18 protein-coding genes are annotated in these 22,546 nt (G+C 72.7%); 10 read left to right on the forward strand and 8 right to left on the reverse strand.

Translation table 11 applies throughout. From position 1 onward, the window contains the following. Positions 1-30: 30 nt before the first annotated feature. Positions 31-1,047: a LacI family DNA-binding transcriptional regulator gene (locus AB0K00_RS13335; protein ID WP_363519748.1), complete on the forward strand. Its 1,017-nt coding sequence runs from the start codon at positions 31-33 to the stop codon at positions 1,045-1,047. Between the two features lie 21 nt (positions 1,048-1,068). Here the strand turns inward: AB0K00_RS13335 and AB0K00_RS13340 are convergent, their stop codons facing one another. Beyond that, positions 1,069-2,004: a sigma-70 family RNA polymerase sigma factor gene (locus tag AB0K00_RS13340; protein ID WP_363519751.1), complete on the reverse strand. Its 936-nt coding sequence runs from the start codon at positions 2,002-2,004 to the stop codon at positions 1,069-1,071. A 10-nt stretch (positions 2,005-2,014) separates the two neighbouring features. Beyond that, on the reverse strand, positions 2,015-3,208 hold the full coding sequence (locus AB0K00_RS13345) for an FAD-dependent oxidoreductase (protein WP_363519754.1): 1,194 nt from the start codon (positions 3,206-3,208) through the stop codon (positions 2,015-2,017). 111 nt (positions 3,209-3,319) lie between these two features. On the opposite strand from AB0K00_RS13345, the gene AB0K00_RS13350 reads away from it, so the two are divergent. Further along, complete coding sequence (locus AB0K00_RS13350; protein ID WP_363519757.1) at positions 3,320-4,831, forward strand: methyl-accepting chemotaxis protein; 1,512 nt, start codon at positions 3,320-3,322, stop codon at positions 4,829-4,831. A gap of 182 nt (positions 4,832-5,013) precedes the next feature. Here AB0K00_RS13350 and AB0K00_RS13355 read toward each other — a convergent pair whose 3' ends face one another. Then, complete coding sequence (locus AB0K00_RS13355) at positions 5,014-5,619, reverse strand: response regulator transcription factor (protein WP_363519760.1); 606 nt, start codon at positions 5,617-5,619, stop codon at positions 5,014-5,016. 262 nt (positions 5,620-5,881) lie between these two features. Between AB0K00_RS13355 and AB0K00_RS13360 the strand changes: the two genes are divergently transcribed. Beyond that, a complete protein-coding gene (locus tag AB0K00_RS13360) occupies positions 5,882-6,277 on the forward strand; it encodes a hypothetical protein (protein ID WP_363519762.1) in 396 nt (131 codons plus the stop codon). A gap of 15 nt (positions 6,278-6,292) precedes the next feature. Here the strand turns inward: AB0K00_RS13360 and AB0K00_RS13365 are convergent, their stop codons facing one another. Further along, positions 6,293-9,346: a TIR domain-containing protein gene (locus tag AB0K00_RS13365; protein ID WP_363519765.1), complete on the reverse strand. Its 3,054-nt coding sequence runs from the start codon at positions 9,344-9,346 to the stop codon at positions 6,293-6,295. A gap of 273 nt (positions 9,347-9,619) precedes the next feature. Between AB0K00_RS13365 and AB0K00_RS13370 the strand changes: the two genes are divergently transcribed. The 4 genes from AB0K00_RS13370 to AB0K00_RS13385 all read left to right on the forward strand — a co-directional run bounded on the left by AB0K00_RS13370 (position 9,620) and on the right by AB0K00_RS13385 (position 15,324). Beyond that, a complete protein-coding gene (locus AB0K00_RS13370; RefSeq protein ID WP_363519768.1) occupies positions 9,620-10,633 on the forward strand; it encodes a hypothetical protein in 1,014 nt (337 codons plus the stop codon). Between the two features lie 185 nt (positions 10,634-10,818). Beyond that, positions 10,819-11,520, forward strand: a complete 702-nt coding sequence (locus AB0K00_RS13375; protein WP_363519771.1) for a FadR/GntR family transcriptional regulator — start codon at positions 10,819-10,821, stop codon at positions 11,518-11,520. 235 nt (positions 11,521-11,755) lie between these two features. Next, on the forward strand, positions 11,756-14,293 hold the full coding sequence (locus tag AB0K00_RS13380; RefSeq protein ID WP_363519773.1) for an EAL domain-containing protein: 2,538 nt from the start codon (positions 11,756-11,758) through the stop codon (positions 14,291-14,293). Positions 14,294-14,388: 95 nt separating this feature from the next. After that, positions 14,389-15,324, forward strand: a complete 936-nt coding sequence (locus AB0K00_RS13385; protein ID WP_363519776.1) for a sugar ABC transporter substrate-binding protein — start codon at positions 14,389-14,391, stop codon at positions 15,322-15,324. An 18-nt stretch (positions 15,325-15,342) separates the two neighbouring features. On the opposite strand, the gene AB0K00_RS13390 is transcribed toward AB0K00_RS13385, so the two are convergent. Continuing rightward, positions 15,343-16,515: a glycoside hydrolase family 88 protein gene (locus AB0K00_RS13390; protein ID WP_363519778.1), complete on the reverse strand. Its 1,173-nt coding sequence runs from the start codon at positions 16,513-16,515 to the stop codon at positions 15,343-15,345. Positions 16,516-16,698: 183 nt separating this feature from the next. Here AB0K00_RS13390 and AB0K00_RS13395 point away from each other — a divergent pair, with 183 nt between their 5' ends. After that, positions 16,699-17,697 (forward strand): alcohol dehydrogenase catalytic domain-containing protein, encoded by a 999-nt coding sequence (locus AB0K00_RS13395; protein ID WP_363519779.1) that lies wholly within the window; start codon positions 16,699-16,701, stop codon positions 17,695-17,697. A gap of 91 nt (positions 17,698-17,788) precedes the next feature. Here AB0K00_RS13395 and AB0K00_RS13400 read toward each other — a convergent pair whose 3' ends face one another. Together AB0K00_RS13400 and AB0K00_RS13405 are read right to left on the reverse strand one after the other, a co-directional pair. Beyond that, entirely contained in the window at positions 17,789-19,156 is a 1,368-nt protein-coding gene (locus AB0K00_RS13400) for a ricin-type beta-trefoil lectin domain protein (RefSeq protein ID WP_363519781.1), read from the reverse strand. Positions 19,157-19,373: 217 nt separating this feature from the next. After that, a complete protein-coding gene (locus AB0K00_RS13405; protein WP_363519784.1) occupies positions 19,374-20,102 on the reverse strand; it encodes a lysozyme in 729 nt (242 codons plus the stop codon). Positions 20,103-20,322: 220 nt separating this feature from the next. Here AB0K00_RS13405 and AB0K00_RS13410 point away from each other — a divergent pair, with 220 nt between their 5' ends. Further along, positions 20,323-20,964 (forward strand): peptidoglycan recognition family protein, encoded by a 642-nt coding sequence (locus AB0K00_RS13410; RefSeq protein WP_363519786.1) that lies wholly within the window; start codon positions 20,323-20,325, stop codon positions 20,962-20,964. A gap of 134 nt (positions 20,965-21,098) precedes the next feature. Here AB0K00_RS13410 and AB0K00_RS13415 read toward each other — a convergent pair whose 3' ends face one another. Beyond that, positions 21,099-21,497 carry a hypothetical protein gene (locus AB0K00_RS13415; protein WP_363519789.1) on the reverse strand — a complete coding sequence of 133 codons (399 nt, stop codon included), beginning with the start codon at positions 21,495-21,497 and terminating at the stop codon, positions 21,099-21,101. A gap of 160 nt (positions 21,498-21,657) precedes the next feature. On the opposite strand from AB0K00_RS13415, the gene AB0K00_RS13420 reads away from it, so the two are divergent. Next, on the forward strand, positions 21,658-22,542 hold the full coding sequence (locus AB0K00_RS13420; RefSeq protein WP_363519792.1) for an NmrA/HSCARG family protein: 885 nt from the start codon (positions 21,658-21,660) through the stop codon (positions 22,540-22,542). The last annotated feature ends 4 nt before the right edge of the window (positions 22,543-22,546 follow it).

A 22,546-nucleotide genomic window follows, 5' to 3' on the forward strand; every position in this document is an offset into this window, starting at 1 on the left:
GCACCGGTGCCGGAGCTCGGGAGGAGTGGCATGACCGATCGTGTGACGGCGCGCCGCAAGCGGCCGACCATGATCGACGTCGCCCAGCACGCCGGCGTCGCCCTGCGCACCGTCTCGCGGGTCGTCAACAACGACCCGACGGTCGGCACGACGTTCGCCAACCGGGTCCAGGCCGCCATCACCGCCCTGGGCTACACGCCGGACGAACGCGCCCGGCAGTTACGTGGCGGCCGCAGCGGCCTCATCGGCGCCGCCGTGCGCAACCTCTCCGCCGGCCACCCCGTCCTCGGCGCCCTCGACACCACCGCCCGCGGGCACGGGCTCACGGTGCTCGCCACCGCGACCGCCGACGAGGAGGACCGGGAGCGCGAGGTGGTCCTGTCGATGTGCGGCCGCCACCTCGACGGCATCGTGCTCGAGCCGGTCGGCGACACGCACCAGTACCTGAGCCCGGAGATCGAGGCCGGGACGCCGATCGTCGCCTTCGACCGGCCCGCCGGCGGCATCATGGTCGACACGGTCGTCTCCGACAACGCCGCGGGCATCGGCACCGCGTTCCGGCACCTACGGGGCCACGGGCACCACCGCATCGCCTACATCGGCGACGAGGAGCGCATCTTCACCGGCCACGAACGGGCCGCCGCCTTCCGGGCGTGCGTGGCGGCGAGCGGCGAACCGGTCACCGGGCTGGTCCACCCCGGCGTCGTGGCGCCCGGCCGGATCGCCGCGGCGCTCGACGCCGCCCTGCGCGGCCCCGGCGCCGCCACCGCGCTCATCACCGGCAACGCCTCCACCACCCTGGAGGTGCTGCGCCACCTCGGCCCGGCCGCCTCGAGCCTGGCGATCGTCGGGTTCGACGACTTCGCCCTCGCCGACCTGCTCCGGCCGGCGATCACCGTCATCGCCCAGGACAGCGACACCATCGGGCGCACGGCCATCGACCTGCTGCGGCACCGCATGGCCGACCACACCCGCCCGGTGCAGACCGTCACGATCGGCGTCGAGCTCATCGTGCGCGGCTCCGGCGAGCGACCGCCGGACGACTAGGTCGGCGCGGTGCGGTTGCCGTCACCACAGCTGGCTGAGCGGATCGTCGTGCTCGTGCCGCCGCCACTGCTGCGTGAGGCGGCCGAGCCGGTCCGGGTCGGAGATGCCGCGCAGGACCGCGACCTTGCCGTCACGGACGTCCAGGACCACGATGCCCACCACGCGGTCGCCGAGCGCGGCGATGAGGGCGGGGCTGCCGTTGACCACGCCCGCGTGCATCGCCGGCGAGCCGCCGACCAGCCTGCGCTTCGCCGGCGTCGGCTTGAAGGAGGCCCGCACGGCGGCGGCGATCCGTTCGGGCGCCGGCAACCGCAGCCAGATCCTGGCCTGCCCGGCGCCGTCGGAGATCGCGGTCGCGTCGGCGGTGAGCAGCGCGACGAGGCGTTCAGTGCGGCCCGAGGAGGCGGCGTCGACGAACGCCTCGACGATGCGGCGGGCGGCCACCCGGTCGATGTCGGCGGCGCCGGGCCCGGCCGCGACCCGGCGCCGGGCCCGGTGCGCGTGCTGCTGGCTCGCGGACTCGCTGATGTCGAGGATCTCCGCGATCTCGGCGTGGCTGTACGCGAACGCCTCACGCAGCACGTAGACGGCCCGCTCGACCGGCTGGAGGCGTTCCATGAGCGTCAGCACCGCCATGGTCACCGATTCGCGCTGCTCGACGGTGTCGGCCGGGCCGAGCATCGGGTCGCCGTCCAGCAGCGGCTCCGGCAGCCAGTCGCCGGCCGCGCGTTCCCGCCGCAGCTGGGCCGACCGGAGCCGGTCCAGGGACAGGTTGGTGACCACCTTGGTCAGCCACGCCTCGGGCACCTCGATGTGCTGCCGGTCGGCGGCGTGCCAGCGCAGAAACGCGTCCTGCACGGCGTCCTCGGCGTCGACGGCCGAGCCCAGCAGCCGGTACGCCAGCGAGGCCAACCGCGCCCGGTTGGCCTCGAAACGCTGCACGGTGGCAGAGTCCATGCGGGCCACGCTAACCAGCGGCGGCCGCGGGAGCGCGGCGGGGCACGGTTGCCAGGCGGTGCCTGCGGGTCGTCGGCAGCCCGTAGGTCGGGTGGCGCATGTTCCACACGGTGCCGCGGAACACGAACGCCTTGAAACGGGCGGCCGAGCGGCCACGCAGGGACCAGGCCCGGGACCGCGCGTCGCCGTCGACCGCCTGGAAGATCGCGTCCTTGCCGCCGAGGCCGATGCAGTTGCCGAGGTACTGCAGCGAGGTCGTCGGGACCTTCCGCCCGGTGAGGTCACCGACGATCGCGGCCGTCGCCTGCATCCTGGTGAACCCGGCCGAGGCGCACGACATCGGCAGCGGCCGGCCGTTGTCACCGATGACGTAGACGCTGTCACCGGCGGCGTACACCTCCGGGTGCGAGACGGAGCGCATCATGCGGTCGACGGTGATCCGGCCGTCGGCCTCGACCGCCACGCCGCTGGCGGCGGCGATGGGGTGCACCGCGAAGCCAGCCGCCCACACGGTCGCGTCGGCGGCGAACGCGGTGCCGCCGGCGGCGACGGCACCGGCCGGCTCGACGCGTTCGACGGTGGTGTGCTCGTGGACCGCGATGCCGAACCGGTCGAAGGCGCGCAGCAGGTGCCGGCGGCCCTTCGGGCCCAGCCAGCCGCCCAGCTCGCCGCTGGTGACGAGGGTGACCCGCAGCCCGGGCCGGGACTCGGCGATCTCGGTGGCGGTCTCGATCGCGGTCAGGTTCCCGCCGACGACCAGCACCGTCCCGCCCGCGTCCAGCTCGTCCAGCCGCCGTTGCAGGCGCAGGGCGGCCGGCCGCGAGGCGACGTGGAAGGCGTGCTCGCCCACCCCCGCGACGCCGCCGTCGCCGACGGTGCTGCCGAGCGTGTACAGCAGGGTGTCGTACCCGATCTGGTCGGTGCCCGCGCCGTCGGTCACGGTGACGGTCCGCTGCCGCGCGTCGGTGGCCACGACGCGGGCCACCCGCAGCTGGATGCCCGTGCCCGCGAACATCTCCGCCAGCGCGTGGCGGCGCAGCCGGTGGCCGGCGGCGACCTGGTGCAGGCGTATCCGCTCCACGAAGTCGGGCTCGGCATTGACGACGGTCACCTCGACGTCGTCCGGGTGCAGGTGCCGGGCGAGGCATCCCGCTGCGGCGGCGCCGGCGTAACCGGCCCCGAGGACGACGATGCGGTGCCGCATGTTCGTGCTCCCGTCTGTGCGCATGCCTTCCGAACGAGACAGCACCGGGATTCCTGACACGGCAGCCTGTGACCTGGGTCACCCTGCACGACGAGGGTCCCCCTGACCGCTGTGTCCGTCGTGGTCGGCCTGCAGAAGCTGTCGAAGGCCAACGACGCCGCCGACTACCTCTACAGCCAGAACCTGGTGCCGGTCACCCAGCTGGGCCAGGTGCAGGCCGGGGTCGAGGCGTCCTGGGCGGCGGCCCTGGACCTGGCGATCACCGAGGGCGAGGCCGGCCTCGCCGCCGACCGGAAGGTCATGAGCGACGCCGATGCCGCGGTCGACGCGGTGTTCGCCGCCTACACCGCCACCGACATGACCGGCCGGGAGCAGGCGGTCGCGGCGTTCCGGCGGTCCTGGAGCGGTCTCCAGCAGATCCGTGACCAGCAGCTGCTGCCGACCGTCACGGCGACCGACACGGCCGGCTTCCGGCAGGTCCGCGACGCCCAGGCCCGGCCGGCGCTGCAGGCCGCCCTCGCCGCGCTGCACGACCTGGTGGACATCGAACAGCGGGTGGCGCAGGAGAAGCGCGCGGACACCGCGGCCGCGTACCGGTCCGCCCGCACCCAGATGATCACGATGCTGGTCGTCGGGCTGCTGGCCGGGCTCGGCCTGGCCTGGCTGGTGGTGCGCGGGATCATGACGACGGTGCGGTCGGTCGCCCGGGTCACCGCGGCCCTGGCCACCGGCGACCTGACCGTCACCGCCGCCGTGTCCGGCCGGGACGAGCTCGGCCGCATGGCCACCGACCTGGACGCCGCCACGACCGGGATGCGGGGCGGCGTCGCCCGGATGGCCGAGGTCGCCGTCACGCTGTCCTCGGCGGCCGAGGAGCTCAGCGCCGTCAGCGGGTCGCTGCAGACCGGCGCGCGCGACGCCGCGCAGCGGGCCACCGCCGCCTCCGCCGCCACCGCGCAGGTCAGCGGCGGGGTCCAGACCCTGTCCGCGGGCGCGGAGGAGATGACCGCCTCGATCGCCGAGATCGCCACCAATGCCACCCGCGCCGCCGAGGTCGCCAACTCCGCCATGCGTACCGCGGAGGCCACCAACGCACAGGTCGCCCAGCTCGGGACGGCCAGCACCGAGATCGGCGACGTGGTGAAGCTGATCACCGCGATCGCGGAGCAGACGAACCTGCTGGCGCTCAACGCGACCATCGAGGCCGCCCGGGCCGGCGACCTCGGCAAGGGCTTCGCCGTCGTGGCCGGGGAGGTCAAGGACCTCGCCCAGCAGACCGCCCAGGCCACCGAACAGATCACCACCCGGATCGCCGCGATCCAGTCCTCCAGCACCGCCGCGGCCGAGGCGATCGGGCAGATCCACCAGGTGATCGCCCACATCGGCGACTACACCACGACGATCGCCAGCGCCGTGGAGCAGCAGACCGCGACGACGCAGGAGATGAGCCGCTCGGTCAACGAGACCGCCATCAGCAGCACCGAGGTGGCCCGCACGGTGTCCGGGGTCGCGGATGTCGCCTCGTCCACCACCGACGGCGCCAACGCCACCCGCCAGGCCGCCGGCGAGCTCGCCGGCCTGGCCGGGGACCTCAGGACCCTCGTCGGCGGCTTCCGCTACTGACCCGCGACACCGCCGGCGGTCTGGCGCGGTGGGACCGTCACGCCACTGCCGCTGCTGGACCCGGCGCGCTCGGCCCTGTTCCTCTACGGCGGTGTCAGCGCTGACGGCACCACGGCTGTCGCCACCCTGATGCCGCCGCCTGCTGACCCGGCCGCCCGCCGCCGCTCCCGGCCCGCAGGGCGTCAGACCCAGCCCCGGTCGTGGGCGTGCATGATCGCCTCGGTCCGGTTCGCCACGCCGAGCTTGGCGTACAGCGCGCGCAGCAGCCTGAACATCATCCGTTCCGAATACCCGGTGCGGGTCGCCACCTCGGGCACCGTGGCACCGGTCGCCAGCAGCCGCAGCCACCCGATCTCCTGCTCCGAGGGCGGGCCGGCCCTGCCGTCGTCCCGTGGCGCCGGTGCGACCAGCGCGCGCAGCACCTCGATGGGGAGCAGGCACGCGCCGTTCAACGCCGCCGCGACGACGTCGCGGATCTGCGCGGGCGTCGCGTCACGGGGCACGATGCCGACGGCGCCGGCCGCGAGCGCGCGCAGCGAGGCCGCGGGGCCGTGCTCGTCGAGGACCGCGACGACGACGAGGTCGGCACGGATCCGCCGCAGGCTCGTGAGCAGCGCCCACGCCTGCGGTGAGGCCAGCGTGAGCAGGACGATGTGCCGTTCGGCGGCGCGGACCCAGGCCGGCACGTCGGCGGGGACCTCGGCCTCGAACCCGGCGTCGCCGAGAGTGGCCAGCACACCGCGGCTGAACATCGGCAGCGGATCGACCACGGCGACCCGGACGGACATCGGCGGCCATGCCTCCCGCGTCGGGTGATAGGGCTTCGGACAGTGGTTCCTGGCGGACCCACGCCGATCTTTACCGAGACGCAGGCTCCTGCCAACTCCGCATCGCCGCCGGTACGCCCGCCGCGCCCGTGGCACGCCACCGCACCGAGCGGCCGGGCCCTGCCGTCAAGTCGTCCTGGACCGGCGGAACGCACCGCTCGTAGCGTCGGCTCGACCCGGTAAACCGCAGCCGCGGTGCCCCGGTCACGGCGAGGACGACGCGATGTTCAGCCGAAGCAGGTACAGGATCGGGGACGGCTCGGGGCTGTCCCTGCTCTGGGTCCTCATTGCCGTCTTCCTCGTCCTGATCCTGGCCGCGGGGCTCGCCTGGGGCTGCTTCCGCGGCCGCGACAAGGGACGTGACGGCATGGTCAACGAACGGTTCCACCGCAGCAGCGAACGCATCCCGCCGCCCAGCGGGCCGCTGAGGGTCGGCGACTACGTCAAGCTGACGAAGTCGCTGGCGGGCCTCGACGCCCGCACGGCACTCGGGCGGATCGAGGCGCTCGGCAAGGACCGCGAGCACCGGGCGATCGCCACGATCAAGTTCACCGCCGGCCCGCTGCGCGACGTGGCGCTGGCCGATCTGCGCCGGTACGACCCCGGCAAGGACGTGTGAGCGACACCGGCGGGGTCAGCCCAGCGCCACCCGGCGGACGGGCGCGAGCCTGCCGTCGGGGTCGACCGTCGCGAGCTGGTCGAGCAGGAACCGGCGGCGACGCACCGCGCCGCCGGCCATCGTGAGGTCGCGCGCCGTGCCGTAGGCCTCGACGGCCCGGTCCAGCGCGGTCGTGTCGCCGCAGAGCGCCAGGCCGCACAGCGCCAGCGCGTGCGCGTCGCGCAGCAGATAGGACCGGGGCGCCCGTTTGATGCGGTCGACGGCCAGTGCGCAGGCGTCGCCGAAGGCCGAGCGGGCCTTGTCCACCCGGTCCAACCGGAGCGCGACGATCCCCTGCAGGCCCAGGGCACCGACCGCCTTCGGGTGGTGGGGCTGGCGTGCCGCGGCATCGGCCGGTGCCTCGGCGTCCTCGGGACTGCCGAGGGCCAGGTGGGCGAGCCCGAGCGTGACGTTGGCCTCGCGGAACAACGCGCCGTTGCGGGCTCGGACGGCGATCACCGCGGCCTGCTCGGCCAGGGCCGTCGCCTCCGCGCCCCGATCGCAGTCGGTGAGCGTGGACGCCTCCGACTCCAGGCACCTGCCCTCCTGCAGGGCGTCGCCGGCCTTCCTGGCCTCCACCCGGGCCAGGCGGATGGTCGCCAGCGCGTCGTCGGTCAGCCCCCGCTGGCCGAGCGTCCAGCCGAGGTTGAGCAGCCGCAGGGCCTCTGCCTCGTTGCGCCTGGTGCCGTCCAGGTGGCGGATGCAGCGGGCCGCCCGGTCGAACTGCCGCTGCGCGTCATCGAAACGACCGGTGCACGCCAGGCAGATGCCGAGACTGCTGTACGCGCCCGCCTCCACCGCGTGCAGGTTCATCCACCGGCAGGACCGGCACCAGCGGATGACCGCGCGGTACTGGTTCGTCGCCGCGGCGAGCCGGTCGGCGTCGAGGTCCGCGCCGGCCGCCTGCTGCAGGACCGTGACGTAGTCCGGGGTCCGGCGCAGCCAGCTTACCCGGCGGAGCCGGTCGTAGTGGTCGTCAAGGTTGCCGCCGTGGTCGTCCTGCTGTTCATAGGCGGCCATCAGGAACGACAGGTTGAGGGACTGCTCATAGGGATCGGTGAGCAGGTCGAGGAGCTGCTCACGCCAGGGGATGAGCGCGTCGCTGTGTCCCCGCCCGGTGAGGTGCTGCCGGTCGGTGGCGGTCATCCGCTGGAGGGCGAATCCGAACTGGCCGGCGGCAATGCGCTGCTTGATCTCCGAGAACACCGGACGCAGGTCGTCCAGGCGGGTGACCGACTCCGGTATCAGGCGGGCGAAGTGCTCGGCGGCGCGGCAGTGCAGCCCCGTGCGGGTGTACGGCAGTGGTTGCCGTTCACAGTCCTCGGGCCGGCCCGGCGGGAGGGTCCTGAGCGCCCGCTCGGCGTCGGGTGTGGGCGGGAGGTAGAAGTGCCGGCCGTCGCGGCGGATCAGCCGGTGATCGTGCAGCCAGGCGAGGATCTCGCGACCCGGCAGGCCGGGCACGTGGTCCTGCAGCAGGAAGCCGACCTCGAACGGCAGCACCGGCTGGCCGAAGACCGCCAGGGCCTGCACGACCATCTGCTCGTTGCGGTCCAGGTGCTGGAAGAGCTGGTCGAACAGGTGCTGGGCCACCCCCTGCGACGGGACGCCCTCCATCTGCCGCAGCAGCCAGGACAGCGGACGGTCCGGCTCGAAGCGCATGACACCGAACGCCAGCTCCAGGGTGCGCGGCCGGCCCTCCGTGACGTCGTGGAGCCACCGCAGCTCGTCCTCCGTGGCGCCGGCAAGGACTGGACCGCCGGCGTCCTCGAAGGAGCGCAGCAGCGCCACCGCGTCGTCGTACGGCAGGCCCGCGGCGAGCGCGACGTGCCGGGCCTTTCCGGTGAGGTCGCGCAGCGTGGTCTCCGGCGCGACGGCGGTGACGGTGACGAGGCGAACCCGGTGCCGGGCCCGGCCGGCCACCAGCGCGGCGAGGAACTCCCGCAGGTCCCGGCTCGCCAACTCGCCGTGCCGGTCGAACAGGTCGTCGGCGTTGTCGACCACGATGACGACGCCGATGCCGTCCAGCGCGGTGAGGACCGCGTCGAGGTGATCGTGCACCGGCACGGGCTCGGCCAGCCGGTCGGTGAGGTCGACCGACCGCAGCTCGGTCACCACCGCGGCCAGGTCGTGCAGCAGCGTCGCGCTGTCGACCCGCCGGTAGCCGTGTCCGGAAAGGTAGACGTAGCCCCGGTCCGGCGGCTGGAGGCGGCTCGACAGGTGGGTCACCATCGCGGTCTTGCCGATGCCCGCCGGTCCGGTGACGGACACCAGCGTGACCGCCGGGTCCGCCAGCGCAGCGAGCAGGCGGTCGCGCTCCCCGACCCGGTCGCGGAATCCGACCGGCGGGATCTCCGGCACCGGGTTCACCACGACGGTGTCGGCCCGGTCCCGGGTCGGTGCCGGCGGCGCCTGCCGTTCGACCAGGCCCGCGTCGATCGAGGCCTGAACCGCACGGCGGGCCTCGTCGGGCCGCTCGGCGCGGCGCTGCTCCTGCTCCTGCCGGACCCGGAGGTCGTGGGCCGCGGCCAGGTGCCGGTCACGACCGCTGTCCGGGGCCGCCGCGGCCTTGACCTCCGCCTGGCGCAACCGCTCGGCCTTGTCGGCGACGTACTGCTGGCGCGAGGCGAGCCGGTCCAGCTGCGCCACCAGGGTGTTCCACCCGGCTTCGGGGTCGGCGGTGAAGTCGATGGGCGTGTTGCGTGAGACGGTGTACGGCAATTCGGCCTCGCTGTCATAGCGCAGGACGAACACAGGGATGCGGCGCTTGTGTGCCATGGCCAGTTCGTCGCGCGCGCCGCTACCGTCGCGGACGCTGCCCTGGGTCATCACGAACAGCAGCACGTCGGCGCCGAGCACCGCGGTCTCGATGGCCTCGTCGAAGCCCTCTTCGGCGCCGATGTCGCGGTCCGACCACGTGATGACGTTGGCCAGCGTCCGGTCCAGCCGGTCGCGCAGCGGCACTTCGAGGTGACGATCGACACGGGCGTAGGAGATGAAGACTCGTAGCAGTTCCGGTTCCGGTTCGTCCACCACGCACCCCCATGCGTCCCCTCAACGGCAGGGCCCTGCCATCGGATGGCAGGAGCAGGCCATCGACGGTCCTCAGCATGCCTCCCGCGGTGGCCGGGCATCTGCCTCGATGTCGGGTTCCGGACAGCCTCGACGGGAGCGGGCGGAGTCGGCGCCGTACACCCTCGCGCCGTGGTGACCGCGGCTTGTCTGTCCGGTTCGGAAATGGCCCAGGCGGGCACGATTCGCCGTACGTCTGGCGAAGGCCGGTCGGTGTCGTTATCTTCGTGGTCCATGACGGCTGCGGACGGAGACGCCGAACCACTGCGCGTGCCACCGTGGCTCACCGGCAACGCGCCGTCACCCGACCCCGAGCATCCTCAGGTCGGATCGCAGGTGCCGGCCGCGCCGGACCCCACCGGCGCGACGCCGGACGTCGCCGCGGTCCCGGCTCGGGAAACGCCGGATGCGGAAGCGAACGAAGCAGCGGACGAAGCAGCGAACGAAGCGCCGGGCGAGAGGGTGGACGGGCCCGCCGACGAGGCGGCGGACTGGCCGGTGGCGCCGGACCGCGACGGCTGGCACGCCTCCGGCGAACCGTCGGCGCTGCGCGGCCTGCTCGCGCCCTGGCGGCCGCGGCTGCTCGTGGCCGGCGTCGCCACGGTGCTGTCGCTGCTGTCGATCCTGCTGGCGTCGGCGTTTCTCGGCGACCACGGGCCCGACCGCCGGGCCGCGCCCCCGACCGGCACCCTCAGCGCCGACGTGTCCGTGGCCGTGCCGGGTCCTTCGCGCACCGAAGCGACGCAGGTCTCCCCGTCGCCGTCGCCCGCCCCGTCGCCGGCGTCCCGGTCCCCGGCCGACGCATCGCCGACGGGTCCGCCGCGCTCCTCACCGCCGAAGTTCGGGCCGGTCACGTTCGAGGCCGAGGCGCCCGGCAACACGCTCGGCGGGTCGGCGTGGGTGGACCGGTATCCCGGCGCGTCGGGCGGCTCGATCGTGCGCAACATCGGCGACTGGGGCAGCCGCGACGGCGACGGGTTCCTGCGCTTCCAGAACATCACCGTGCCGGCCGACGGCACCTACACCCTTCGGCTGTTCCACGTGAACATCGACAACGAACGCACCCGGACCGCCGTCGTCACCGTCGCCGGCCGCGACCCGCAGCCGGTGACGCTCAGCGGCAGCTCGGCGTGCTGCACCGGATCGACGCTCAAGGTGCAGCTGCGCAAGGGCGGCAACACCGTCACCGTGTCGAACCCGGACGGCCACGCGCCGTCGGTCGACCGTATCGTGCTCAGCCTGCCCTGATCCCCGGGTAGCGGTGCGTCACCGCAGACATCTGATGACTTTGCCCTCGAAGCGCCGCCTGCCGTTCAGCGCAGACCTCGGCGGGGCGTACTCGTCTGATGTATCGCCGCACGTATCGAGAACTGTCGGGCGACGGACACGGATCGCTACGATGACTGGCTGAGCACCGCTTCGAGGAGATGTCCGTGGCACTGACCGACGAGGCCATCGCGCGAATCCGCAGCATGATCCAGTCGGGTGAGCTGCCGCCCGGCACGCGGCTCCCCACCGAGCAGCAGCTCTCGGTCCAGATGGGGCTGTCCCGCAGCGGGGTGCGCGAGGCGGTCAAGGTGCTGGAGGCCGCCCGCGTCTTGGACGTGCGCCGGGGCGACGGCACCTACGTCACCAGCCTGGCGCCCCGGCTGCTGCTGGAAGGCGTCGGGCTCGCCGTCGAGCTGCTGCGCGACGACACCCTGCTGGAGGTGATGGAGGTCCGCCGCATGCTCGAACCGGTGGCCACCGGCCTCGCCACCGTGCGGATGTCCGACGCCGCCCTCGACGAGCTCGAGAAGATCCTCGACGACATGCGCGGCGCCGCCGACGACGCCGAGCTGCTGATCCAGTACGACACCGCGTTCCACCGCACGGTCGTCGCCGCCACCGGCAACGAGACGCTGACCTCCCTGCTCGACGGCCTGTCCAGCCGCACCGTGCGGGCCCGGGTCTGGCGCGGGCTCATCGAGGGCAACTCCTCGCACGCCACCCTCAGCGAGCACGAGTCGATCTACCGGGCCCTGCGCTCCCGGGACCAGCTCCTGGCCCAGGCCGCCGCCCTGCTGCACGTCAACACCTCGGAGGCATGGCTGCGCACCGTGCTGTCGGCCTCGTCGGGCGAACCGTCCGCCTGAACCTCACGACGGCACGGCGCGCCAGGACCTCGGCCGTCCACTGTGGACCGGCCGCGGCCTGCCCAGCTGGTCGGGCGGCCCGGGGCCGCGACGGGCAACCGGCCGGCCCCGCATCGCCAGGGTCGAAGGCGAGCCGGGTGGGTGAACGGGGGCACGCGCGGGAATCCTTGATGCGCCCGGTCCGCTGCCGATGTCCGCTGCGAACACGTCAGACGGGGATCGGCAGGGAGAACGCATGGCAGTCCACGCTCGCGCGGCCGGTCGGGTCGCAGCGCTCGCGTTTCGGCCGGCGGCCTCGCTCACCGGGCGCCTGCGGTACGCCCAGAAGTTCGTCGTGGTCGGTCTGGTGCTGCTCGTGCCGCTGTTGTCGGTGGTCCTGCTGTATGTCGGCGAGCAGACCCAGGTCATCCGCTCGACGTCGTTGGAGCGGCAGGGCATCAGGTACATCGGGCCGCTGACGGTCCTCACCACGCATCTGGTCAGCGCCCGGCACGAGGTCGTGCTGTCCGACGGTGTCGCCCGCCCGGACCTCGGCGCCGACCTGGCCGCCGTCGACCGGCTCGACCGCCAGCTCGGCGACCAGCTCGGCACCAGCGCCGACTGGCGGTCGGTTCGCCGCTCCATCGAGGCCGCCGGGCAGTCGACGCTCGAACCGCTGGACCGGATCCGGGTGTACGACTCGGCCGCCGACGCGCTGCTGGCGTTCATCACGAAGGTCGGCGACCAGTCCGGTCTCACCCACGACCCGGACCTCGACGCGTACTACCTCGTCCAGATCGTCCAGGCAGAGCTGCCATCGCTGCTGGACGCCGTCGGCCGGGCCACCGACCGGGCGGCGTACGCGGACTCGCGGACCCTGACACCCGACGCCGACGCGTTCATCGAGCTCGGGGTGTACAACGGCGTGGTCGCCAGCACGCACAAGGCACTCAAGCGCGACGGGCGTACCGTCGTGGACCGCACCGCCGACGGCACGGTCCGCGACACGGTCCAGGGTCACCTTGCCCGCCTCGACGTGGTGACCTCGGCCTTCGTGCGGCAGCTGCAGGACACCGTCGGCAACCGCCGGGTCGGCGCCGCGTTCGCCAACGGCGCCGACAGCGTGCGATCCGAGGCCACCTACTTCGCCACCGACTCCGCGACCGCCCTGGACCGGCTGCTGCAGACGCGGGTCGAGACGCTGACCGCGCGTTCGGAGCGGGTGCAGTACGGCACCGGCGCCGCCTGCGTGCTCGCGGTGTATCTCTTCATCGGCTTCTACCTGTCCGTGGCGCCGCCGATCCGGCGGATCGTGGCGACCCTGCACGCGGTCGCCGAGGGGGACCTGACCCGGCGCGTCACCGTCGAGACCCGCGACGAGATCGGGCTGGTCGCCGTGGCCGTCAACGACACCATCGCCAAGACCGAGATCGCCAGCGGCAAGCTGGGCCGGCAGGCCAGCCACGACACGCTCACCGGCCTGCCCAACCGGGCCTCCGTCCTGACGCGGCTCGATCAGGCGCTGGAGCGGGCCCAGCGCGACGGCGGCCGCCCGATCGCGGTGCTCTTCATCGACCTCGACAAGTTCAAGGCCGTCAACGACTCGTTCGGCCACGCCGCCGGCGACGCGGTCCTGCGCGCCGTCGCCGAGCGGCTGTCCGGCACGATCCGCCCGGGCGACCTGGCGGCCCGGCTCGCCGGCGACGAGTTCCTGGTGATCGCCGAGGGCCTGGACCGGTCGGACGAGGCGGTCCTGGTCGCCGAACGCATCGTCGAAGCGGTGAGCCGCCCGATTGCGATCCCGGTCCCGAGCGGGAAGCGCGAGGTGACCGTCGGGGGCAGCGTCGGCATCGTCTTCGCCGACGGCACCCGCCGCTGGACGCCCGATGAGCTCCTGCGCGACGCGGACGTCGCGATGTACAAGGCCAAGGAGCGCGGTCGCGGCCGCGTCGAGGTCTTCGACGAGGACATGTACCGCGCGATCGAGTCGCAGCTGGCGATCCAGGGCGACCTGCGCTGGGCCCTCGACGACGACCGGATCGAGGTGCACTACCAGCCGGTCGTGGACCTCTTCGCCGGGCGCGTGGTCGCCTTCGAGGCGCTCGTGCGGTGGGATCACCCGGACCGCGGCCCGATCGACGCCCGGCAGATCGTCGAGCTGGCCGAGGAGACCGGGCTGATCGGCAGGCTCGGCGCCGCCGTGCTGACCCGGGCCTGCCGCCAGGCCGCGGCCTGGCGGGCCGCCCGGCCCGACCTCGCCGAACTGAGCATCGGGGTCAACGTGTCCGGCCGGCAGTTCGGCGAACCGGACTTCGTGGACTCCGTCGCCGCCGCGCTCGCCGACTCCGGCCTCGATCCCGACGCGCTCTGGCTCGAGATCACCGAGACGTCCATCATGGCCGACACCGCGGCCACCCGGGCGACCGTCGACGCGATCCGCGCGTTCGGCGTGCACCTGGCGATCGACGACTTCGGCACCGGATACTCGTCGCTGTCGTACCTGCGCCGGTTCCCGGTCGGCGTCATCAAGATCGACCATTCGTTCGTCGCCGGTCTCGGCGAGGACGCCGGCGCCGAGGCGATCGTCACGATGATCGTCAGCCTCGCCGGCGCGATGCGCATCCAGATGGTCGCCGAGGGCGTCGAGACCGCCGCGCAGCTCGACCGGCTCCGTCGTCTCGGCTGCCCCTACGCGCAGGGCCACCACCTGGCCGGGCCCGCGCCCGCCGACGAGGCGCTGCGGCACGTCGACCGCCTGGCCCGGCGGTTCGCCGAGCCGGCCCACGCCGCGTGAACCGGCGACCGGCCATGGGTTGCCAGTCGGGAGCGAACCGGTTGTCGGCGCCGATCCGGCCGGCGGCGCCGTGTTAGAAAACAGGCATGCGAGGCGTGAGGGAAACTGTCGGCTGCGCGCTCGGGTCACTGCTGCTGCTGACGCCGGCGGCGTGCACCCAGAGTGTGGAGGACCGCCCGGCGACGTCGCGCTCGGTGAAGATCGGGTTCATCACGAAGTTCCCCGGCGACTTCTACGACACGATGGTCGGCGCCGCCCGCCAGTATGACGCCGATCATGCCGACGTCGAGGTCGTCTACGGACAGGGCAAGAGCGGGACCGACGACGAGAGCGCGATCGGCTTCATCGAGGACATGATCGCGCAGCACGTCGACGCGATCGCGATCACGCCGACCAGCCCCAACGTCCAGAGCGCGCTGGACAGGGCCGTCGCCCGCGGCATCAAGGTCGTGCTGGTCGACAACGACATCCCCGGCTGGACCGGCAAGTCGTCGGTCGTCGCCACCGACAACCTGGCCGGCGGCCGGCTCGCCGGCACCTGGCTCGCCAAGCAGCTCCGGCCCGGCGCGTCCCTGGCCGTGCTGCAGGGCCGGCTCGGCAACCCGTCGCTGGACGACCGCGTCGCCGGCATGAAGGCCGCCCTCGGCACCGACTACGACATCGTCACCGAGGTCGCCACCGACTGCGACAAGACCAAGGGGTTCAACGCCGCCCAGGACGTCCTGGCCACCCATCCGGAGGTGACCGCGATCTACAGCGCCTGCGGCCCGCCGTCCGCCGGCGCGCTGGACGCGATCAAGGCGGCGAACCGGCTGCAGTCCATCACCCTGCTCGGCTTCGACGCCAGCGCCGAGGAACTGGTCGCGATCAGGGCCGGCGAGCAGGCCGGCTCCGTCGCCCAGTTCCCCGCGCGCATGGGCACGATGAGCGCCGAGGCCGCGGCCTCCGCCGCCCGCGGCCGTCCCGTCCAGCCGAAGATCGACACGGGCACCGAGCTGATCACCAAGGCCAACGTCGACACCGTCAAGTGACGTCCGGCGCACCAGGGGTTACGCCGCGAGCTTGGCCAGCTCGGCGGCGGCCAGGAGGAAGGCGCCGACACCGAAGTCGGCGGTGGTGTCGGTGGTGACGGGCTGGCTGGACTCCGGCCGGTAACCGACACCCTGCACGTAGCCCAGGAAGCCGTCGGCGTGCACGGCCGTGGCGACCATCGCGTTCCAGGCCCGGGCGGCGACCGGGAGGTAGGTGGCGCGGTCGAGCACGCCGGTGCGGATGCCGTAGGCGAGGCCGAAGGCGAACATCGCGGTGCCGCTGGTCTCCGGCCCCGGGAGGTGCTGCGGATCGCCGAGGTTGACGTTCCAGAAGCCGTCCGCGCGCTGGGTCTTCAACAGCGAGCGCGCGACGCCCTGGATGTTGTACCGGTACTCGGGCCACCGGTTCTCCCCCGCGCTGAGCAGGCCCAACGTCTTGGCGTGTGCGGCAATGGCCCAGCCGTCGCCGCGGGACCAGAACACCGGCTTGCCCGACGGTGACTTGGCCCCGTTGGGCGGCGTGAACCCGCCGTCGCGATACCACAGTTCGGCGGTGTAGTCGTACAGCTTCAACGTCTTCTTGGTGTACGTGTACAACGCGTACAGTTTGGTGAGATACGCGTCGTCGCCGCGGTAGGCGGCGACCCTGGCGAACACCGGCATCGCCATGTGCAGGGCGTCGACCCACGTCCAGTCGTTGACCTTGCTCGCCTGGCTGCCGTAGACCATCAGCCGGATCGACTCGTTGACGGCGGCGAGCTTGGCAGGCTCGGGCTCCACGTCGTGCAGGTCGTAGTAGACCTGGCCGGCGCAGTGGTTGTCGGCGTGCCGCGTCGAGGTCCCGCCGTTGAGGCCGTAGTTGGCGGCCTGCGCCCAGCTTCTGGTGTAGGAGAGGTACCGGCTGTCCGCCGTCGCCCGGTAGAGCGCCATGTTGCCGCTGAAGTAGGTCGCCCGGGCCCACTGGTTGTTGCCGGGGTTGCTGTTCGCGCCGATCCAGTGGTCGTTGACCCGGCGGGCGACGGTCAGGATGGCGGCGCGGGTCGGCAGGACCGCCGGCACCGCCGCGGCCGCGGTGCCGGCGCCCAGCAGCGGCACCAGGCTCACCCCGCCGGCGCCCAGGCCGTACAGCACGCCGCGACGGGTGAGGGCGGCTCGCGTGATCGAGGGTCGTTCGGGGGACGAATCAGGCATGGACCTCTCCTCGGGGCCGACGCACGCTGATCGTGCTGCGGTGCGCAACGAAGTCGGCGGGAGGACCGTGTCCGCGCCGCCGCCGTACGGGACATTAACATCGAAGTGCGTCGAAGTTGCACGGCTGGACGGATCGCCGGGTTCGTGGTGCCGCAGGCCGAGCCGGTGACGGACAATCACGGCATGACCGACGACGGCTTTGTGATGCGGCTGCACGGCATCGGCGACCTGCGCGGCGGCGCGGAGCCGCGACCCGTCCCCGCCGACGGCATGAGCCTGGTGCGGGTGACCGCCGTCGGGATCTGCGGCTCTGACCTGCACTGGTTCACCCACGGCGGGATCGGCGACGCGCAGCTGCGGCGGCCGGTGGTGCCGGGCCACGAGTTCGCCGGCGTGGTGCACGGCGGCCCGCTGCACGGCCATCGCGTCGCGGTGGACCCGGCCATCCCCTGCGGCCGATGCGCCCGCTGCCGGGAGGGCTTCGGCAACCTGTGCCCGGCGGTCCGCTTCTCCGGCCACGGTGAGCTCGACGGCGCCCTGCGCGAGTGGATGGTGTGGCCGACCGAGCTGCTGCACCCGTTGCCGGACGGCCTCACCGACACCGACGGCGCGATGCTCGAACCGCTCGGGGTCGCGCTGCACGCCTTCGACCTCGGGCACCTGCGCCTCGGCGGCTCGGTCGCGGTGGTCGGCTGCGGGCCGATCGGCCTGCTGCTGGTCCAGCTGGCCCGGTTCGCCGGCGCCGCCCGGGTGGTCGCGATGGATCCGCTGGCGCACCGCGCCGAGGCCGCGCGGGGCTTCGGCGCGGACGAGGCGGTGCCGTCGGGCGCCCCGGCCGCCCTCGACGGCGCCGATGCCGACGTCGTGTTCGAGGTGGCCGGCAACGACGAGGCCGTCCACGCGGCGGTGTCCGCGGCCCGCCCCGGCGGCCGGGTGGTCCTGGTCGGGATTCCGGACGAGGACCGGACCACGTTCCCGGCCGGCACGGCCCGGCGCAAGGGACTCACCTTCGCGATGTGCCGCCGGATGAACCACGCCTACCCCCGCGCGATCGACCTGGTCCGACGCGGCCGGGTCGACGTCACCTCACTCGTCACCCACCGCTTCCCACTCACGGAGGCGGCCGAGGCGTTCCGCACGGCGGTCGGACGGGCCGGACTCAAGGTCGTCATCACCCCATGACCGCCGCACGGAACCACCCGCAATGCAGCGGCCGCGGCACAGCGGGCCCGCAGCTGCCGCCCGGAGGGGACGACAGCTGCGGGCCGTTGTACTACTGCGGCAGGGTCCACTGCTGCGCGGCGGAGGTGTTGCAGTCCCAGATCTGGACCTGGGTGCCCGGCGTCGTCGACCCCGCGGGGTCGTCGAGGCACTTGTTCGACTGCGGGTTGTAGTACCGGCCGCTGGACTGGCGGATGAACACCTGGGCGCCGGTGCTGTTGCAGTCCCAGATCTGCAGCTTCGTGCCGTTGGCGGTGGCGCCGCCGGGGATGTCCAGGCACTTGCCGAACGCGCGCAGGGTGCTGCCCGCCTCGACGTAGGTCCACTGTTGCGCGCCGGTGCCGTTGCAGGTCCAGATCTGCACCGGGGTGCCGTTGGCGCTGTTGGAGGAGCGGACGTCAAGGCAGAGGCCGCCGGGGCCCTTCACGGCCTTGCCGGTCGTGGGCGGCGGCGTGGTCGGGTTGCCGCCGCCACCGCCGCTGGTGTACGCGGCCACGTAGTCGATGACCATCGGCGCGCCGGAGACGGTGGAGGCGAAGGGGCCGCCACCGAACGCGGCCGGGAAGCCGCCGCCGATCGCCACGTTGAGGATGATGAAGAAGCCGTGGTGCGTGGCGTTGTTCCAGGTGTTCGCGTCGACCTGGTTGGCGTTGATCGTGAAGAAGTTGTTGCCGTCCAGGTACCAGCGGATCTGCTCCGGCGACGTGCTGCGGTCCTGCTCCACGGCGTAGGTGTGGAAGCCGGTGTTGCAGCCGCCGCAGGCGCGCTCGCCGCTGCCGATGCCGGTGGTCTCGTTGCACGGGCCGCCCGGGTTGGTGCCGCAGTGCAGGGCGCCGAACACGGAGGGCCGGCCGTTGATGTTCTCGAGGATGTCGATCTCGCCGATGCCGGGCCAGCCGGTCGCGCCGGTGCCGCGCGCCGCCGCGCCCAGCATCCAGAACGCGGGCCAGTAACCTGCGCCGTTGGCGGTGTTGACGTTCGGCTGCTGGATGCGGGCCTCGACCCGCAGCTTGCCACCCGCCGGGGCGGCGAGGTTGGTGCGCTGCGTCTCGATGCGGCCGCTGGTCCAGTTGCCGGCCCCGTCGCGGAGCGGCCTGATGTTGAGGTTGCCGCCGCCGTCGAGGTAGACGTTCTGGGTGCTGTTCGTCATGTTCTCGATCTCGCCGGTGCCCCAGTTGCCCGCGCCGCCGGGGTAACCGTGGCCGAGGTCGTAGAGCCAGTTGCCGGTGTTGACGCCGGTGTTGGCGGATCCGTTGAAGTCGTCGGCGAAGACCTGGGTCCAGCCGCTGGGCGTCGGGGGCACCGACGCACCGGCCTGGGGCAGTGCGGTGACCGTGGCGGCCAGCAGCACGGCCGCGGCGGCGCCGATCAGCAGTGGCAGTCGCCGTGTGCGACTGTGTTTGATCTGTGCAGTTTCCACGAGGATGACCCTTCGTCGAAGGGAAGCCGCCGGGGGCGGACAGCGATATGCCTGCGCCTCGCGTTGGCGGACGTGAGAGCGCTCTCAGCATCGTGGCGGACTGGAAAGATTCTTGTCAATAAGCAGGTTGACTGTTGATTTCTGTTCGGACCACAGAACACCGCCCCGGGTGCTCGTCCCGGGGCGGTGTTCTCCGATCAGATTCGGTCAGCCGCGGTCAGCAGGGGCCGTTGCAGGCGAGCACCTTGAGCCGGTCCAGCGCCCCGTTCCACTGGTTGGAGTCGCCGGCGAACGGGCCGGTGCTGGAGTACTGCCAGAACGACCACGTCGGCGCGCCCGCCGGCAGCGTGCCGGGGGTGCTGCTGTAGCGGGCGAGCCACAGCGGCGAGTTGGCCCAGAAGCCGCTGTAGTTGCCGGTGCAGGTGACCCACCAGTCCGTGGTCGTGTAGATGGTGGCCCAGCGACCGGTGCGGGTGTGGTACTGGTTCAGGAACGCCCGGATCCAGCTGACCATGCCCGACTGCGACAGCCCGTAGCAGGTGGCGCCGTACGGGTTGTATTCGATGTCCAGGGCGCCGGGCAGGGTCCTGCCGTCCTTGGACCAGCCGCCGCCGTGGGCGACGAAGTAGTCGGCCTGGGCCGCGCCGCCGCCGCCGTTCGGGATGGCGAAGTGGTAGGAGCCGCGGATCATGCCGACGTTGTACGAGCCGTTGTACTGCTGGGCGAAGTAGGGGTTGGTGTAGTACGTGCCCTCGGTGGCCTTGATGTACGCGAACCGGGAGCCGGCGCTCCACTGCGCCGACCAGTTGACGTTGCCCTGGTGACCAGAGACGTCCTGGCCGTAGGTCACGGCGGCGGCCGAGGCCGGATTGCCGATCAGGGCGGTGGTGACCAGGGCGGCCGCCAGGGACAGGACTGCCAGTGCGCCGAGCCGTCGTTTGGACACGGTGCGCCTCCTTCGAGGGGGTGTGCTCCGGGTTTGGCAGATAGCTTCGCCGATTAGCTCACGATCGTCGGAAACTTTCAATAGGCGTCCGTCGAACTCTGCGAGAAAACTACAGTGACTCGGATCGATAGACATACAGCCCTGAGCAGGTGTAGCGTGCCCCGCTGCAAGAAGTTTACAAACTTCTATGCGCAGTGAAACTTGGCACCGGGAGGCGCTCATGGCCCACATCACCCGTCGCGGCGTCCTGCGCGGCGCCGTCCTGCTCGGCGGCGCCGCGGCGCTGCTCGGCCCCGCCGACCCGGCGTCCGCCGCGGTCGAACAGCCCTCGATCGCCAACTGCGGCAGCTGGGGCGCGCGGCCGCCGTCCCGCCCGCTCACCATCGACCAGTACCGGCCAAACAAGATCATCGTGCACCACACCGCGATGGCCAACTCCACCGACTACTCCCAGGCGCACGCGTTCCAGAACTCCCGCGACATCCAGGACCTGCACATGGATGGGAACGGCTGGCTCGACAGCGGCCAGCACTTCACCAACAGCCGCGGCGGCTGGCTGACCGAGGGGCGCAACGGCAGCCTGTACGCGCTGCTGCACGGCCAGACCATGGTCCAGGGCTCGCACTGCAAGGGCCAGAACGACCAGGCCATCGGCATCGAGAACGAGGGCACCTACCTGACCGAGCAGCCCCCGGCCGCCCTGTGGAACAGTCTGGTCGCGTTCTGCGCGTTCACGTGCCGGCAGTACGCCATCCCGGCCGCGGAGATCTACGGCCACAAGGACTTCAACGTCACCGAGTGCCCGGGCCTGCTGCACGGCCGGCTCCCGGAGCTCCGCGCCGCCGTGGCCGCCGCACTCTGACCGACCGCCGTCTCCCCGAGCGACTGCGACCCGCGGAGTCACGTGGACACCGCCGCCGGCACCGCACGCATCGGCGCGCCTCGGCCCAGTCGGTGCGGCCATGAGCCCGGGCCGCCGGCCTGGCCGGGCAGCGCTCAGCCCTGGATGACCCTGATCGACGCGACGTCCTTCGAGCCGACCAGCGTCGTCACCCGCAGCACGTACAGCGCCGGGTCGAACACCCGGCCGCTCCCGGGGTTGCTGAGCCGGTTGCTGAGCTCGCCGTTGCGCACCAGGTACAGGGCGGCGCCCGCCTGGCTGCAGTAGGTCGTGTGGATCGTGGCCTGCCAGTTGAGCACGGGGTAGGAGAAGAAGTCCTTCGGCCCGGGCGGAATCACCGGGTCCGGCGAGGTCAGGGTGCCCGAGGCGTTGCTCAGGCAGACCGCTGAGTCGACCGTGATGTCGGCGTTGGCCGGCTGCGGCGCGGCCAGCACCCCGGCGATCACCGCCGCCGCGACCACACCGGCTGCCCGGCGCACGTGCGTTCGTTGCATGTCGACCTCCTGGGTTGCGGTTGTTCCTCCACCTCCCAGGCGTTCCAGCCCGTTCCATCCCGGCGCCTTCCTAGCAGTACGAGTACCAGGACCGCCCCGCACCGGCTGGCTACGGTGACGATCGAAGTGAGACGGACAACGACCGACGGGGGACCTTGGGATGCCGCAGGATCACGGACCGGTGCTGGTCATCGGGGCCACCGGACAACAGGGCGGCGCGACCGCGCGGCGGCTGCTCGAGGACGGCCGGCTCGTCCGCGCGCTGGTGCGCGACCCGGGCTCCGCCGCCGCGGCGGCACTGCGGGCGGCCGGGGCGGACCTGGTCGCCGGCGACCTCGACGACCCGGACTCGCTGCGGGCCGCGATGCAGGGCACGTCCGGGGTCTTCCTCGCCCTGACGATGATGGCCGGGCCGCGGATCAGCCCCGAGGGGGTGATCGCCGAGGAGCGCCGCGGCCTCTCGGTGGTGGACCTGGTCCACGAGCGCGGCGCCGGGCACCTCGTGTACAGCTCGATCAACGGCGCCGACGCCGGCTCCGGAATCCCGTACTACGACAGCAAGGCACGGATCGAGGCGCGGATCCGCTCGCTCGGCGTCCCCGCGACCATCCTGCGGCCGGTGTCCTTCATGGACAACTTCGCCACCTACAGCCGCCCGGCCGTCCAGGACGGGCGCCTGGTCGTCGGCCTCGCCGTCCGGCCGGACCTGCCGATGCAGCTCATCTGCGTCCGCGACATCGGCGCCTTCGCCGCCCTCGCCTTCCAGCAGCCCGGCACGTACCTCGGCCGTACCCTGTCGATCGCCGGCGACGCCCTCACCCCGCCCGAGATCGCCGCGACGTTCGGCCGGCTCAGCGGCCTGCCGGCGCGGGCACAGCAGACGCCGATCGAACGGATCCGCGGCTTCGACCCGCAGCTGGCGCAGATGTTCGCCTTCTTCAACGAGCACCCCGCCGAGCCCGTCGACCTGCCGCCGCTGCGGGCCGCCCACCCGGGCCTGCAGCGGCTGGAGACCTGGCTGCGGAGCACCGGCTGGACGCCGTGACCGC

It is taken from the genome of Dactylosporangium sp. NPDC049525 (assembly GCF_040676755.1).
GTDB lineage: Bacteria > Actinomycetota > Actinomycetes > Mycobacteriales > Micromonosporaceae > Dactylosporangium.